The 11,979-nt window shown below is 48.4% G+C and carries 19 protein-coding genes and 2 pseudogenes; 17 read left to right on the forward strand and 4 right to left on the reverse strand.

Features of this window, described 5'->3' with window-relative positions; all coding sequences use genetic code 11:
* Positions 1 to 169: 169 nt before the first annotated feature.
* Positions 170 to 700 (reverse strand): phage tail tube protein, encoded by a 531-nt coding sequence (locus tag B9Y90_RS24475; RefSeq protein WP_085542930.1) that lies wholly within the window; start codon positions 698 to 700, stop codon positions 170 to 172.
* Positions 701 to 803: 103 nt separating this feature from the next.
* Here B9Y90_RS24475 and B9Y90_RS24480 point away from each other — a divergent pair.
* The 9 genes and pseudogenes from B9Y90_RS24480 to B9Y90_RS24520 all read left to right on the forward strand — a co-directional run.
* A pseudogene (locus B9Y90_RS24480) lies at positions 804 to 1,235 on the forward strand (DUF1367 family protein); the annotation flags it as partial.
* Positions 1,236 to 1,277: 42 nt separating this feature from the next.
* Positions 1,278 to 1,418: a hypothetical protein gene (locus B9Y90_RS27625; RefSeq protein WP_369678990.1), complete on the forward strand. Its 141-nt coding sequence runs from the start codon at positions 1,278 to 1,280 to the stop codon at positions 1,416 to 1,418.
* A complete protein-coding gene (locus B9Y90_RS24485) occupies positions 1,415 to 1,825 on the forward strand; it encodes a phage protein NinX family protein (RefSeq protein ID WP_085542931.1) in 411 nt (136 codons plus the stop codon). The genes B9Y90_RS27625 and B9Y90_RS24485 overlap by 4 nt, the downstream gene beginning before the upstream one ends.
* Positions 1,826 to 1,971: 146 nt before the next feature.
* Complete coding sequence (locus B9Y90_RS24495) at positions 1,972 to 2,280, forward strand: hypothetical protein (RefSeq protein WP_085542933.1); 309 nt, start codon at positions 1,972 to 1,974, stop codon at positions 2,278 to 2,280.
* Positions 2,273 to 2,563 (forward strand): DUF1364 domain-containing protein, encoded by a 291-nt coding sequence (locus B9Y90_RS24500; RefSeq protein WP_085542934.1) that lies wholly within the window; start codon positions 2,273 to 2,275, stop codon positions 2,561 to 2,563. Before B9Y90_RS24495 ends, B9Y90_RS24500 begins: the two co-directional genes overlap by 8 nt.
* Positions 2,560 to 2,958, forward strand: coding sequence for a crossover junction endodeoxyribonuclease RusA (rusA, locus tag B9Y90_RS24505; protein ID WP_085542935.1), 399 nt, complete (start codon positions 2,560 to 2,562; stop codon positions 2,956 to 2,958). Before B9Y90_RS24500 ends, rusA begins: the two co-directional genes overlap by 4 nt.
* Before the next feature lie 121 nt (positions 2,959 to 3,079).
* Positions 3,080 to 3,448 (forward strand): DUF6246 family protein, encoded by a 369-nt coding sequence (locus B9Y90_RS24510; protein WP_176227921.1) that lies wholly within the window; start codon positions 3,080 to 3,082, stop codon positions 3,446 to 3,448.
* An 84-nt stretch (positions 3,449 to 3,532) separates the two neighbouring features.
* On the forward strand, positions 3,533 to 3,898 hold the full coding sequence (locus tag B9Y90_RS24515) for a toxin-antitoxin system TumE family protein (RefSeq protein WP_085542936.1): 366 nt from the start codon (positions 3,533 to 3,535) through the stop codon (positions 3,896 to 3,898).
* Positions 3,899 to 3,902: 4 nt separating this feature from the next.
* Positions 3,903 to 4,286: an HVO_A0114 family putative DNA-binding protein gene (locus B9Y90_RS24520; RefSeq protein WP_085542937.1), complete on the forward strand. Its 384-nt coding sequence runs from the start codon at positions 3,903 to 3,905 to the stop codon at positions 4,284 to 4,286.
* 75 nt (positions 4,287 to 4,361) lie between these two features.
* Here the strand turns inward: B9Y90_RS24520 and B9Y90_RS24525 are convergent, their stop codons facing one another.
* On the reverse strand, positions 4,362 to 5,279 hold the full coding sequence (locus B9Y90_RS24525; protein ID WP_085542938.1) for an ORF6N domain-containing protein: 918 nt from the start codon (positions 5,277 to 5,279) through the stop codon (positions 4,362 to 4,364).
* A 152-nt stretch (positions 5,280 to 5,431) separates the two neighbouring features.
* On the opposite strand from B9Y90_RS24525, the gene B9Y90_RS24530 reads away from it, so the two are divergent.
* From B9Y90_RS24530 to B9Y90_RS24540, 3 genes and pseudogenes are all read left to right on the forward strand, one after another.
* Entirely contained in the window at positions 5,432 to 5,731 is a 300-nt protein-coding gene (locus tag B9Y90_RS24530) for an Arc family DNA-binding protein (protein ID WP_139827492.1), read from the forward strand.
* A 112-nt stretch (positions 5,732 to 5,843) separates the two neighbouring features.
* Entirely contained in the window at positions 5,844 to 6,581 is a 738-nt protein-coding gene (locus tag B9Y90_RS24535) for a hypothetical protein (RefSeq protein ID WP_085542947.1), read from the forward strand.
* Positions 6,582 to 6,640: 59 nt separating this feature from the next.
* Positions 6,641 to 8,366: pseudogene (locus B9Y90_RS24540) on the forward strand (hypothetical protein); the annotation flags it as partial.
* Positions 8,367 to 8,644: 278 nt separating this feature from the next.
* On the opposite strand, the gene B9Y90_RS24545 reads toward B9Y90_RS24540, so the two are convergent.
* Positions 8,645 to 8,884, reverse strand: coding sequence for a hypothetical protein (locus tag B9Y90_RS24545; protein WP_085542940.1), 240 nt, complete (start codon positions 8,882 to 8,884; stop codon positions 8,645 to 8,647).
* Between the two features lie 76 nt (positions 8,885 to 8,960).
* Here B9Y90_RS24545 and B9Y90_RS24550 point away from each other — a divergent pair, with 76 nt between their 5' ends.
* The gene (locus B9Y90_RS24550; RefSeq protein ID WP_085542941.1) at positions 8,961 to 9,311 is read left to right on the forward strand and encodes a phage tail protein; all 351 of its coding nucleotides are present in this window, start codon (positions 8,961 to 8,963) and stop codon (positions 9,309 to 9,311) included.
* Positions 9,312 to 9,332: 21 nt separating this feature from the next.
* The gene (locus B9Y90_RS24555; RefSeq protein WP_085542942.1) at positions 9,333 to 9,563 is read left to right on the forward strand and encodes a hypothetical protein; all 231 of its coding nucleotides are present in this window, start codon (positions 9,333 to 9,335) and stop codon (positions 9,561 to 9,563) included.
* Here B9Y90_RS24555 and B9Y90_RS24560 read toward each other — a convergent pair.
* The gene (locus B9Y90_RS24560; RefSeq protein WP_085542943.1) at positions 9,553 to 9,771 is read right to left on the reverse strand and encodes a hypothetical protein; all 219 of its coding nucleotides are present in this window, start codon (positions 9,769 to 9,771) and stop codon (positions 9,553 to 9,555) included. The genes B9Y90_RS24555 and B9Y90_RS24560 overlap by 11 nt on opposite strands.
* Positions 9,772 to 9,937: 166 nt before the next feature.
* Here B9Y90_RS24560 and B9Y90_RS24565 point away from each other — a divergent pair, with 166 nt between their 5' ends.
* Genes B9Y90_RS24565 through B9Y90_RS24575 form a run of 3 tightly spaced genes read left to right on the forward strand, consistent with a single transcriptional unit; the run spans position 9,938 to position 11,813 of the window.
* Positions 9,938 to 10,642, forward strand: coding sequence for a phage minor tail protein L (locus B9Y90_RS24565; RefSeq protein ID WP_085542944.1), 705 nt, complete (start codon positions 9,938 to 9,940; stop codon positions 10,640 to 10,642).
* Positions 10,642 to 11,361 carry a C40 family peptidase gene (locus B9Y90_RS24570; RefSeq protein ID WP_085542945.1) on the forward strand — a complete coding sequence of 240 codons (720 nt, stop codon included), beginning with the start codon at positions 10,642 to 10,644 and terminating at the stop codon, positions 11,359 to 11,361. The genes B9Y90_RS24565 and B9Y90_RS24570 overlap by 1 nt, the downstream gene beginning before the upstream one ends.
* Positions 11,304 to 11,813 (forward strand): tail assembly protein, encoded by a 510-nt coding sequence (locus B9Y90_RS24575; protein ID WP_085542946.1) that lies wholly within the window; start codon positions 11,304 to 11,306, stop codon positions 11,811 to 11,813. Before B9Y90_RS24570 ends, B9Y90_RS24575 begins: the two co-directional genes overlap by 58 nt.
* The last annotated feature ends 166 nt before the right edge of the window (positions 11,814 to 11,979 follow it).

Here is an 11,979-nt window from a genome sequence, read left to right on the forward strand (position 1 = left end):
ATGGCGCTGCTGGCGCATCTTTGCTGGCTTTTTAGCATGGTGACGGCCTTCATGAGGGGATATGTGGCCCGGAGGCTGTGGCTGAAAACGCTGGCAGGGTGAGAGAAAAAATATCGCGATCGCGACCTTCGGTCGCTCAAAAAGAGAACCCCACCAAAAAACAGTGGGGTTAGTCAGCAGTCTGAAGCCGGATACTAACGCCGGTCACCGGAACGTCATCAGCAACGTCAGTCACCTGTACGGTAGATCCATCAGCCACCTTGAATTCGGTGGACAGGGTAACGATGTCATCTGTGCCACCGTCATTGCTCAGCGCGGTGATAACCATGTAACCCTGAATCTGAATCTGGCCGAAGGTCATGCGAACCCACAGCGTCGGCTGGCGACCGGCATTTACCTCAGTGACGTAGTACTTGATGTACTTGTAGACGCCGTACTGATCAGAACGGTCGTTTACACGCACCTCACCTTCGAAGGAGAGCGTCAGGTCGTTAGAGGTTACGATATTCTCAACCCAGCCTTTCGTGTCATCAGCGGATGATGTGGTTGTGTTCGGGGACATATCGAACGTCTTGGATGTGCCAGGCATCAGCAGCTTGAAATCTGCCTCCGTAGGCACCGCATCGGCGCAACCGTCAGCCACTTCCAGAATGACGGCGCGGCCAAAGAGTTTTGTGTTATCGGTCTTACAATCTGCCATGTCTTAGGCCTCTTATGAGCATAAAAAAAGGCCGCACATGGCGACCTGGTTGATTTGATGTTTAGTTAATCGCTGCCGAAGAGACAGGCGAACATGAGGCGATAAACACCCAGGCGGCGTATTCTCTCCAGCACATGAAACAGACCTCGAAAGACTCCAGCGATTCAAGAACGGCGAAACCTACACCGCCGAGATAAAGCTAACCCGCCGGCCGGCATTTCACCGAAAGATGTTCGCCTTCTTCAACTTCTGCTTTGCGCACTGGAGCGCCGAAAGGACGCCTCTCGCTAACGCAGATGAAGCCACTCAGTTTGACCGATTCAGGAAGGACTTAACCATCCTGGCGGGATTCTATGAGCAAACGATGAGGCTTAATGGTGATATCAGGACGGAGGCCAAGAGCCTAGCATACGCCAACATGGACGCTGACGAGTTCGAGCGCTGTTACAAGTCGATGATTAACGCCGCCATTAAACACGTATTCGCCGGTACGAAAGACCAGCAGATACTCAACCAACTACAGAGCTACTTCTGAGGAGGGAATATGCGCCAGCGGAAAAGCAGCATAGTTTCCGTAATGGAGAATGCCATTTTTAAAGTCAGAACCCGCAGTAAACGCAAGCCTGAATTACTCCCATCCGAAATCAAAACTTACGACCCGATATGGCCGCTTCTGTCAAAGCGCTGGTTGCGGGTTAAATCGAGGAAATCAGCATGACCGACTATTCACAGATGAGCGATTTTCAAATCAACGCCGCAGTATTTGAGGCTCTTCACGGCGGCTCGCCAGACTTCAAAGAGGGTGAGAATGGCGCAATGGTTCTCTTGTCTTTTGAGGGAGACATTGTTGACGGGAACGTTGTTGAGGTTGAAATAGAGCGGGGCGTGTTTAACCCATGCAATGACATTTCAGACGGCTGGCCCATTGTGATTGAAAGCGAAATCGGGCTGATGAAAGACAAAGGTGATGGAAGTTGGGATGCTTTCGGGAAATTTAAGCTATTCGATGGAGACTGGCAGTTTGAGAGCGATCCTGTGCATCAACATAGCGACAGAAACCCCCTCCGCGCTGCAATGGTCGTCTTTCTCAAAATGAAGGATGCAGAGAATGTTGAACACTTCTGAAACCACATCATACGAACGCAACAGCAACACAGCAGCAGGTCTATGTGCTGGTTGTGCAAGGGTGCTTGATGATGACGAAATCCATTGCTGCGACGAGTGCGCGAGTGATGCGTACATTGAAACCGGGAAGAAGGGAGTGAAGAGAGATGAGTAGCTTAAGAGTTGGAGGCCTGGCAATAATCATCAAGGCATACACAGATCCGTCATTAGTAGGAAGGGTGGTTGAGATTTATGGAAGGGCTGACGGAAGAGGTCTCTTTAAGAGCCCGGCAACAGGGTTGTATAGATTTACGCTGCATCCTGGTGCTTATATTTGCACTGGTGACTTTCACTCTGGTTCGGATGTTAAAGAGGAAGATGGTTTTGGCCTTTTCTCAAGAGAGCAACTAATGCCCATCGACGGAGAAGACTTCAGCCACGAAGGCGAGCATGAGAAGGAGTTGACGCATGGCTAACCTCCGAAAAGAAGCGCGCGGCCGTGAATGCATGGTGCGTATTCCGGGCGTGTGCAACGGCAACAGTGAAACGGTAATTCTCGCTCATCTTCGGATGGCTGGATTAACCGGTGTGGGCATGAAAGCTGATGACTTGTTTGGCGCGTGGTGTTGCTCAGCTTGTCACGATGCGATAGACCGACGCAACCGTACCGTTGATGCTGAATATGCTCACACGCTGCATCTGGAGGGCATTATACGCACTCAGGCGGCACTGTTATCGGAGGGCAAGCTGAAAGCATGAATGCCTATCATCTGAAACTACCCTGGCCGCCCAGCAACAATCGCTACTGGCGTCACTCCCGAGGGAGGCACTTTATCAGCGACTGGGGCAAGCGGTACCGAAAAGAAGTAATCGAAATCATCCAGGCAGCAAAGTTAGATATCAACATCACACCCCGCATCAGAATCACCATCCACGCAGCACCGCCCGACAACCGCAAACGCGATTTGGACAATCTACCCAAAGCCGTTTTTGACGCACTCACCAGTGCGGGCTTCTGGCTGGATGACGGCCAGATTGACGACATGCGGATTAAGCGCTGTCAGCGACACAAGGGAGGAATGCTGTGGCTTGTGATGCACGAGATTGACGGGGAATTACCGGTAATTACAGAGCTTATGGAGGCATCACAGTGAGCGTAATCGACATCAACACAGTGAAGATTCAGCGTCAGATTGACGAGAGGCAGAGAGAGGCCATCGATTCCCAGATTAAGCAAGTTGAAGGGCTGATGACTGCTCGTCGCTGACTGGCTCAATGGTGCCGAGTCGCAGCCGCCCCGGTGAACTAATCTGGATGCCCGGCGCTATGTCGTTTGAAGAGATGGTGATGATAGCCAGCTCACTTATCACGCACGGCATCATCGGCAAGGCTAAAGTACGCAAGCTGCAGCGCAACGAATCAGGGCAGATGACGAGAGAGTTTCACGCTATCGAGTACATCAACGCCGCCCGGTCACACTTTGGCATCTCGAAAGACGAGGCCATGAAGCTGACAATGACAGAATTCCAACTACTTCTGAACACCAAATACCCTGAGCAGAAAGGCTTCACTAAAGAAGAGTACGACACCGTTGTTGATGACTATTTCGCGAAAAAGCAGCGGAAGCTGGATAGGGCGTCGTAGTCATTGGGTGCTAATTTTATGAGGTCGAGTTGACATCCTGGTGGTTGTGGTTATGATTAGCTCATAACATTCATGGAAGCACCTATGGAAAGAGATGAGGGTTTAGACTATTTACTTTCACTGCATGGCTCAACAGTTTATCGAGATGATGGTTATTGGTGGAAGGTTGAGGTGTGGGAGGTCAAGGCAACATCCTTCATGCCTCATGGGATACGTTATAGTTTAACTTTGCACGATAAATACAACACTCGCGTCTTTGGAATGGATAACGCCCATGGAATAAAAATGCCCAAGAAGGGGTGTTACTCCGGAAGGCTTGTCTATGACCACATACATCGAACCCCTCACGATAAGGGGTATCCATACGAGTTTGTTTCTGCCAATCAGTTGATAGCAGATTTTTTCAGTAAAATTGACGAAGTTATAGCGCAACGAGAAAACCGAGGTTAAAAATATGAAAGCTCTTATTGGTGTGATGCCTGAAGAGCACATCCGTCAAAGGATGCTTGCTATAGTTAAAGGCGAGTACAAACCTGAGCCGGGAGAACCTAAGGTGTGGTTTACATCTGTAAACGCACTCGCTCAGGTACTAAGCAACGAAAACATTGAGCTGCTAAGGCTTATGGAAGATCAAAAGCCAGAAACCATTACTGAGCTTGCTGATATGTGTGGTCGGCAGAAAAGTAATCTATCCGTTACCCTGAAGACCCTTAGCTCTCGAGGCTTTGTCCGACTTGAAAAACAAGGGAGAGGCGTAAAGCCTGTGGCTCTTTTCACCGACTTTGATATTCAGGTAAAGCAAGAGTTCATCGATAAGTTTTGCCCTAAAGCGGCTTAGTGAATAGTTAGCAGTGCTCAAAACCCACCACCCGGTGGGTTTTTGCTTTCTGGCGCGTCCTTGCACCATCGCTGTTTAGCTGTGAAGCCGGCGCATCATCTCTTCAATGCGGAATCCTGGAACAGAACCCGGCTTGATATGCGCTGTTTCTCTTGCGAGAGCTTGGTAGCACATGCTTATCACGTAAGTAGTGTCCCGGCTTAAGTCCCAGAAGTCACCGGCAAGGCGAGATTCCATATCCCTTAGTGATGGGTAAATCTTATAGCTCAAATCTCGAGCGCGTTGCATCCACAGAAACAGGTTAACGAATCGCATTAACTCGGTGTCGTTGAACTGTGGCGTGTCGAGCTTTGGAAGCGCCTCCTGCTTGCCGAGGAATTCTCCTTCGATAGACTTCAGAAACTCGACAGCCTCAAGTGATTCGCTGGATGATAACTGGTTGATGTGCTGAACGTCGAACCGGTCATGCACCAACTTCCAGATTGCCGGGTACTTCATTCCTGACTTGTTGGCGATCATCTTCTCGACGTATTGGCGGAGTGGTGTGCGTTCGTCAGATGATGATTTGCGCTGTTTCGGTTTTTTCTGCTGTTCGGCGACCTCTTCTTTAGCGCTGAAATAGCAATCCTCTAGCTGTTCGAAAACTTCCCATGCCTGATCAGTTTCGAGCATCTTGGCGTGACGGGCTGCACCGCGCTCAGTCCATAATGTGAGCTTTGGGGTGCGCTTATCAACTTGGTGACTTTCAGTCACTGAGTTCTTAAAGTCTTTTAATTCATCACCTTGAATAAGGAAATAATGTTTTCCTTCAATGAAGCGAGATGAATTACGTGAGTAGTTCTTTTTTATGTTGGCAACATCGGTTCCGTAAAACACAGAGAGCATTCCGCTAGTTACAACTGGGGTGTTGGCGTAAAAAACGGCGGGAATACTAACATCAGAAATTGCGGAGGCTTGCGTGATTGGCGCTGCGATTTTTGCTACATTAGTCATGTCTTTTATCCTTGCGTGGATGGGGACAAATAGAGGCCTCAGTGGGTGCAACCGCTGGGGCTTCGCATTTTATGGTAGTGTTTTGCTACCACTCTTGAAAAGGTAATAGCAATTGGCTACCATGTCAACATGACATTTTAGGAGTGCTTGCCGTGAGTAAAAGAGAACCGCAGATAAACCTTAGACTTCCGCAAGAACTTAAAGACAAAGTTCACGAGATAGCCGCAGAAAATCATCGGTCAGTTAACTCTGAGCTTGTTAGAATGATTGAAGCTTGCGTAGCTGAGTACTACTTCTTCAAAGAATCAGAGGGGCAAGGGCATTACTCTTTTGAGGAGCTGGAAGAAGAAATTGGCGAAGAAGAAATTTCAGAAGAAGATTATGAAAGAAGGATAAACAGGGCGCTGTCACTTATGCAAGAAAGCATGAAGGCGCTAAAAGAAAAGTCCTGATTTCTTACCTATCTCATCAAGACCGGCCACAGAGCCGGTTTTTTGTTCCTGCTGATTTCTGGTCAATCCAATGCTAGGATTACTCCGAACTTTTATCTATGGGGATAGGGATGTGAGAAAATTCTGGTTGTTGTGTTTGTGTGCTTCATTTTTACCTGCGCTGGCAATGAGCAGTGAAAAAATGAAACCAAAGGATGTTAAGTGGCTACAAGGATTTTCTGAAACAAGAAATATTGGGTGTGATCTTTACGAAGACAGTTCTTACTCAACGACAGGGCGTGAAGGCTTAGAGTTTATCCCGTCATCCTTAAAAGAAAAAAAATTGCGGCCAGATAGCAAGATAACGTGTGATCTATGGGCAAAGACGGATGATATTAAAACACCTGTACTACACGTATCAGAAGAATTTAATATCGAAGGAGTGAGGGTTAACATTTATCACTCAGACGCGTCAGGCACTATAGGCAAAGATTATAATGACAAAGGTGCTTGGAACTCAGCATGTAAGACCGATGCAATGACTGACGAGGTGACATGTTACGTAAGTCACAAAAGCTTTTATCTTTTCAGGGATAAATCAGGCTACCGTGTACTTGTTGGTGGCGAGCACTTTCCTGGCACTCTTGCCTACGTAAGAATCGGCAAGGGCAAGCCTATTGCATCTGGCGAAGGTGGTGTTTTTTCATCTAGTGATTCAGTTAGTATAGTTGATTCAATTGACAAGCACAGTTCAATATCCACCCGCTATACAAGGTGGCCATACGAAAGAACGATCGATGAAAATCTTGATGTGAAATATTTACCACAAGCCAAAACAGTCTTAGATCTTATTTATGACAACCATATTTGAAAAATAATTCTTACAAAAAACCTCGCTCATGCGGGGTTTTTTATTGCCAGGAGAAAAGTATGGCTCAGGATTTAGGCGGTATTTATTACGAGGTAGACCTTGAAACGAAGGGCCTGATGGATTCTGTCAAGAGAGCAAAGGGTGGGTTGGACTCACTCGGAAACTCGACCACAGGCCTGTCAAATGGTTTAGATAGAACAAGCCGCGCTGCATCTTCCGCCACTTCATCTTTCTCTGGCCTTAGCCGTGTAGCGGCATCTCTTGCAGCTATTCTTTCTGTCCAGCAGGTCGCGCATTATGCAGATGCATGGACAACATTGAATAACAAGCTCTCAAATGCGATCAGGCCAAGTCAGGATTTGGTTGATGTCACTGAGAGAGTGTTTAGCATTACGCAGCAGACCAGGAGCAGCCTTGAAGGCACTGCGACGCTATATTCTAGACTAGAAAGAGCAACCAGATCCTACGGGACCAGTGCTGATGACATTGCAAAATTAACAAAAATAATTAATCAGGGATTTATTGTTTCCGGAGCTACAGCATCAGAGGCTGAAGGGGCTGTAATTCAGCTATCGCAAGGCCTTGCCGCTGGTGCGTTGAGGGGGCAGGAATTCAACTCTGTTAACGAACAGGGGAACAGGCTAATTGTTGCGCTTGCTGATTCTATGGGTGTCACCGTTGGTCAAATGAGGCAACTAGCATCTCAAGGTAAGCTAACGACCGATGTGATAGTTAAGGGGCTTCTTTCTCAGGGCGATTCAATAGGAAGAGAGTTCGCTAACACTACCACTACGATTAGCCAGGCATTAGAAGTTGCCGGTAATAACATCACCAAGTTTTTTGGTGAAAATGCGACAGTGAAGTCTGGGGTTGCAACCTTCAATTCTGCCATTGTCAGCATCAGCGAGAATATCAATATTCTCGGTATCGCACTAACTGGCGCAGCCGCAATTATGGGGAGTCGTTATGTAGGTGCGCTTACGCTGGCAACGCAAGCCAAGCTATCAGGAGTGGCGGCAACAATTAAGCAGCAAACCGCTGAATACAACACTGCAAAAGCCACTATTGCCAGCGCAGAAGCTGAGATAAGGAACTCTCAGGCAATTATTGCTTCTGAGCAAGCCAAAGCCCGTCAGTTGGCAACCCAGGCGGCAATAAATAAACAATACGGCTTGGCTGTGTCTTACCAGGCAGAGTATGCAGCGATACAGCGTAATATTGTTGCTGCTGATAATGCAGCAGCGGCGGCAAAAGAGCGACTGGCTGTAGCCACGCAACAGGCATCAGTGGCAATACGAGCAGCAGCGCCTTGAGGCTCAATGGGAAATTTTCCGCAACCAGAGCCAATCAAACGAGCTACTTGCCGCCTCTCTTGATGGGCTTCAAAGTGGCGCGTCCAGTGCTCTTACTGGGCTTATCAACGGCACTCAAAGCCTGCAGGAAGCTTTCGCCAACATCGGCACAACCATCCTGAACAGCGTCATAAGTAGTTTCGTCCAGATGGGTATCGAGTGGGTGAAGGCTCAGGTGATGGGTCAGGCGGCTGCAGCGGCATCTCTGGCTGCAACAACAGCCCAAGCTACAGCTGCGGCGGCGGCATGGGCACCGGCAGCAATGAGCGCATCAATAGCCACTTACGGAACGGCGGCGGCTGTAGGCCAAACGGCATATGCCGGTTCGCTACTGGCAGCCAAAGTAATGGCGGTCGCTGGAGCCCGTAAGAACGGTGGTCCAGTATCTGCCGGGGAAATGTATCGAGTAGGCGAGGGTGGCATGCCTGAGATTTACCAGGCTAGCTCTGGCAGGCAGTACATGATACCTGGCGATAATGGAAAGGTGATCAGCAATAAGGATATGCAGGGCGGCGGTGGTGGGGGGGCATCATTCAACCCGGTAATGAATCTAACCATAAATACTACTGGCGGAGTTGGTGAAGAGGATATATCAAGACTCCGTAAAGTATGGAATAACGATATGATGAAAATTCTGGTCGACCAGAGTAGAAGACCTGGAGGTATTCTGGCACCAAGAAAATAGTAAAGCGGCATAATGCCGCTTAATTATCACTCTTCGCCAAGACCAGTTTTCACTATCTCTCTTATCATATCATTCACATAATTTGCTGCTTCTCTTATTTCTTCTTTTGAAACTGTATCGCTAGCTAGCTCATCGAAATTCATTGTGCTTTTTTCAGTGAGTTTTTTGAGAATCTGCTGTTGATCTTCATTAAGGACAGCAATTACATAACTTAGAACAGTTTTCACTGCCATTGCGGTAAGAAGTGACTCATTTTGAATGGACATTTAGTGCCTCCTAAGAATTTAGAGATAGAAAGTAGATTATATCATTGGCCGCATATTACAAAAAATGAGGGTAATCATGCCTGAGATATTCACCTGGAATCCTGAGCGAGGCTACACCGTCAGCAGGCAGCCAAACGTTGCGGTGGTTAAGCTGGGCGACGGTTATGAGCAGCGGCAGGTAAAAGGTATTAACCCTTTGATGGATAGCTACTCGCTGACATTTAAGGGGACTGACGGCCTGTGCGGTAGAGCTAACATCGCTAAGGCTGTCGATGCCTTCCTGAAAGCCAGAATGTCGGTGGAGGCGTTCTACTGGACTCCATCAGACACCGAAGTGCAGCGGCTGTTTGTGTGCCGGTCGTGGAGCACCACAAAGACCGGACCGCACTACGAACTCACGGCCACATTTGAACAAGTGCCACAATAAGCCGAAAGGCGGGAGATAGTTATGACTTTAGAAGAGCGTGTTGAAGCACTGGAAGATTTTATGGGTAAGATGAATATTCAGCAGCAAGAAGTTGAAGCAGTGAGGGAAATAGTGAAAAAGACTACTAATGAGGTGATTGCAAATGCGCGTCGTGCTGGCGGTATTTTGAATGCGGCCCATAACCAGGCCGCCAGAAAAGATTCAGTAATCTTTCGCGCAAAAGAATTCAATGTTTACGCTGCTAAATCTTGAACTGCTCCAAAGCGCCAGCCATCTCACCTAAATACTCATTGTCATGAGCTTTTAGTGACTTGATGAGGTTATCTTTTTCGTGTGCGGGTAATTTTTGAAATAACAAACCTATCGTTATCTTCATTGCAACCAATTCATGACTCAAGGTTTCAAGGCTGCGACCATCAACACCAATCATGAGATTTTGGATGTTTTTTACATTACTCATACGCTTTCCTTATTCCAGAGGTAATCAGCCATCCCTCATTACTGTGTGCGTCCATGCCCTCACATGGACGGGCTGAGCCTCAACCTTAACCATCAAACAGGATATATCACATCCTGATATTCGATCAGTAGCCACCTCCGGGTGGCTTTTTTAATGGGAGTTATCCGTGCGCGACATACCAGCAGAATTAATTATTGAGAGCGTTGACGCTGGCGTTGGCGCGTTTATCGACCTGTTTGAGGCAGACCTACAGCCTTATGGCGGCGACGTTGTTAGATTCCACTCCAGCACTAACGGCTTCTACACGGATGTTATCTGGAAGGGCCGGGCATATACGGCTTACCCGATAGCAGTAGAAGGCTTTGAGATGAAGAATGAAGGGACGTATGCACGGCCAATGATGGCGGTGGCAAACGTTTCTGGACTTATTACCGGCATTAACAGCGACTTTGACGACATGCTCGGAGTTGTCATTACCCGCCGTCAGGTGCCAGTTAAGCATCTTGACGCAGTTAACTTTCCGAATGGTAACCCGGATGCAGATCCTACCAAAGAGGCTGTCTCCCGTTACATCGTGGAAGAGATGACCGAGGAAACATTTGAGCAGGTTACTTACTCCCTGGCTACTCCTGTTGACTGCGATAACGCCATTATCCCAGCGCGGACAATACTGGCTGATGTGTGCCAATGGGTTTACCGCGGTGAAGGCTGTCGTTATGACGGGCCGCCGGTAGCAGATGAGCGAGACAATCCAACAGCCGATCCAAATCGTGACAGATGCTCCCATCGTCGCTCTGGTTGCAGGATGCGATTCAAGCTCCCCGAACCAATGCCAATCAGCAGCTTCCCTGGCTCTCAGAAGGTTTCCTGATGCAAGAGTGTATCGACTATGCGGCAACGTCGCAGGATGAAGTGTGCGGGCTGATCATCGACGGAGATCGACTATTTCGCTGTCGTAACGCACATCCAGAGCCACATAACCAGTTCCGCATCAGTGATGATGACTGGCTGGCTGCTGAAGAGGTGGGTGAGATTACTGCAGTTTTTCACTCCCACCCTCAGAATCATCCAGGCCTGTCAGGTGCTGACCGGAAGATGCAAATTGCTACCGGGCTTCCGTGGTGGCTTGCCAGCAGTGGAAAGCTACATAAGTTCAGACCAGTGCCATTCCTTCTGGGGCGCAGATTCGAGCATGGCGTGATGGACTGCTATAGCCTGTTCCGGGATGCCTATCACCTGTGCGGCATTAACCTTCCTGATTTTGAGCGAAGCGGCGGGTGGTGGTTGCGCGGAGAAAATCTGTACCTCAAAAACATGCCCGTTAACGGATTTCACCGGGTATCCACTGAATTAGCCCAGCCTGGCGATGTAATTATCCGGCAGCCATTCGATGGTGCCGATCCATGCCACGCAATGATTCTTCTGAATAACAATATGGTGCTTCATCACGACCACACAGGACATCTCAGCAGACGAGAGCCGATGCGCCCGGCATTCATTAAACAGACACATTCGATATGGAGGCATGAACAGTGCTCATCTTTAAATTTGCAGGCCATCTACGCCGACATTTCCGCAAAGTCGAGCTAAACGTAGATACACCAGCGCAAGGCATCCGGCTTCTACTCGCTCAAAGCCATGAGTTTAAGAAAGCATTCCTTAGCTCAAATATGAGATTAAGGATCGCCGGTGAAGATGTTGAAAGCTCATCAGCACAGTGGCACATGGACAGGCGTCTCAAAGATGGAAGTGAGGTTTTGTTCGTTCCTGTAGTTGAAGGCGCTGTTGTTGGGGCGATAATCATATCCGTGCTTTCTATTGCTTACTCACTCTACAGCTCACACAACCTAAGAACAAAGACCTCTGCAGAGGCGGCGCAGACTGACAGCATCACAAACAACTCATTTACTAGTGCAGAGAACCGAATAGGCCAGGGGCGGCCAGTTCCAATTCTCTTGGGCGAAATGGTGGTAGGAAGTAACGTGATATCCCTCGGGATAGACACGACAAACAATATGGACTGGCAAGAGTCGATTAGCTAACAGGCCACCTCATGGTGGCTTTTTTATTTCCGGAGATTGAGATGTCATCAGGCGGCGGCAAAGCTTCAACACAGTAAGCGTCAACTCAATGCCGTCTGGCAGAATCTGAAATTCCTGAGAGTATAGTGGACACTAAATATGGTGGACGCTATCCATGAAATCACTG

Origin of the sequence: Cedecea sp. NFIX57 (assembly GCF_900177785.1) — a bacterium.
Classification (GTDB): Bacteria; Pseudomonadota; Gammaproteobacteria; order Enterobacterales; family Enterobacteriaceae; genus Cedecea; species Cedecea neteri_C.

Bases quoted from the DNA above. Each gene is read 5' to 3' on its own strand.
- B9Y90_RS24475 (WP_085542930.1), bottom strand. From the start codon at position 700: ATGGCAGATTGTAAGACCGATAACACAAAACTCTTTGGCCGCGCCGTC.
- B9Y90_RS24515 (WP_085542936.1), top strand. From the start codon at position 3,533: ATGGAAAGAGATGAGGGTTTAGACTATTTACTTTCACTGCATGGCTCA.
- B9Y90_RS24545 (WP_085542940.1), bottom strand. From the start codon at position 8,884: ATGTCCATTCAAAATGAGTCACTTCTTACCGCAATGGCAGTGAAAACT.
- B9Y90_RS24485 (WP_085542931.1), top strand. From the start codon at position 1,415: ATGACCGACTATTCACAGATGAGCGATTTTCAAATCAACGCCGCAGTA.
- B9Y90_RS27625 (WP_369678990.1), top strand. From the start codon at position 1,278: ATGGAGAATGCCATTTTTAAAGTCAGAACCCGCAGTAAACGCAAGCCT.
- B9Y90_RS24570 (WP_085542945.1), top strand. From the start codon at position 10,642: ATGCAAGAGTGTATCGACTATGCGGCAACGTCGCAGGATGAAGTGTGC.
- B9Y90_RS24560 (WP_085542943.1), bottom strand. From the start codon at position 9,771: ATGAGTAATGTAAAAAACATCCAAAATCTCATGATTGGTGTTGATGGT.
- B9Y90_RS24555 (WP_085542942.1), top strand. From the start codon at position 9,333: ATGACTTTAGAAGAGCGTGTTGAAGCACTGGAAGATTTTATGGGTAAG.
- B9Y90_RS24500 (WP_085542934.1), top strand. From the start codon at position 2,273: ATGGCTAACCTCCGAAAAGAAGCGCGCGGCCGTGAATGCATGGTGCGT.
- B9Y90_RS24550 (WP_085542941.1), top strand. From the start codon at position 8,961: ATGCCTGAGATATTCACCTGGAATCCTGAGCGAGGCTACACCGTCAGC.
- B9Y90_RS24495 (WP_085542933.1), top strand. From the start codon at position 1,972: ATGAGTAGCTTAAGAGTTGGAGGCCTGGCAATAATCATCAAGGCATAC.
- B9Y90_RS24525 (WP_085542938.1), bottom strand. From the start codon at position 5,279: ATGACTAATGTAGCAAAAATCGCAGCGCCAATCACGCAAGCCTCCGCA.
- B9Y90_RS24510 (WP_176227921.1), top strand. From the start codon at position 3,080: ATGGTGCCGAGTCGCAGCCGCCCCGGTGAACTAATCTGGATGCCCGGC.
- rusA (WP_085542935.1), top strand. From the start codon at position 2,560: ATGAATGCCTATCATCTGAAACTACCCTGGCCGCCCAGCAACAATCGC.
- B9Y90_RS24520 (WP_085542937.1), top strand. From the start codon at position 3,903: ATGAAAGCTCTTATTGGTGTGATGCCTGAAGAGCACATCCGTCAAAGG.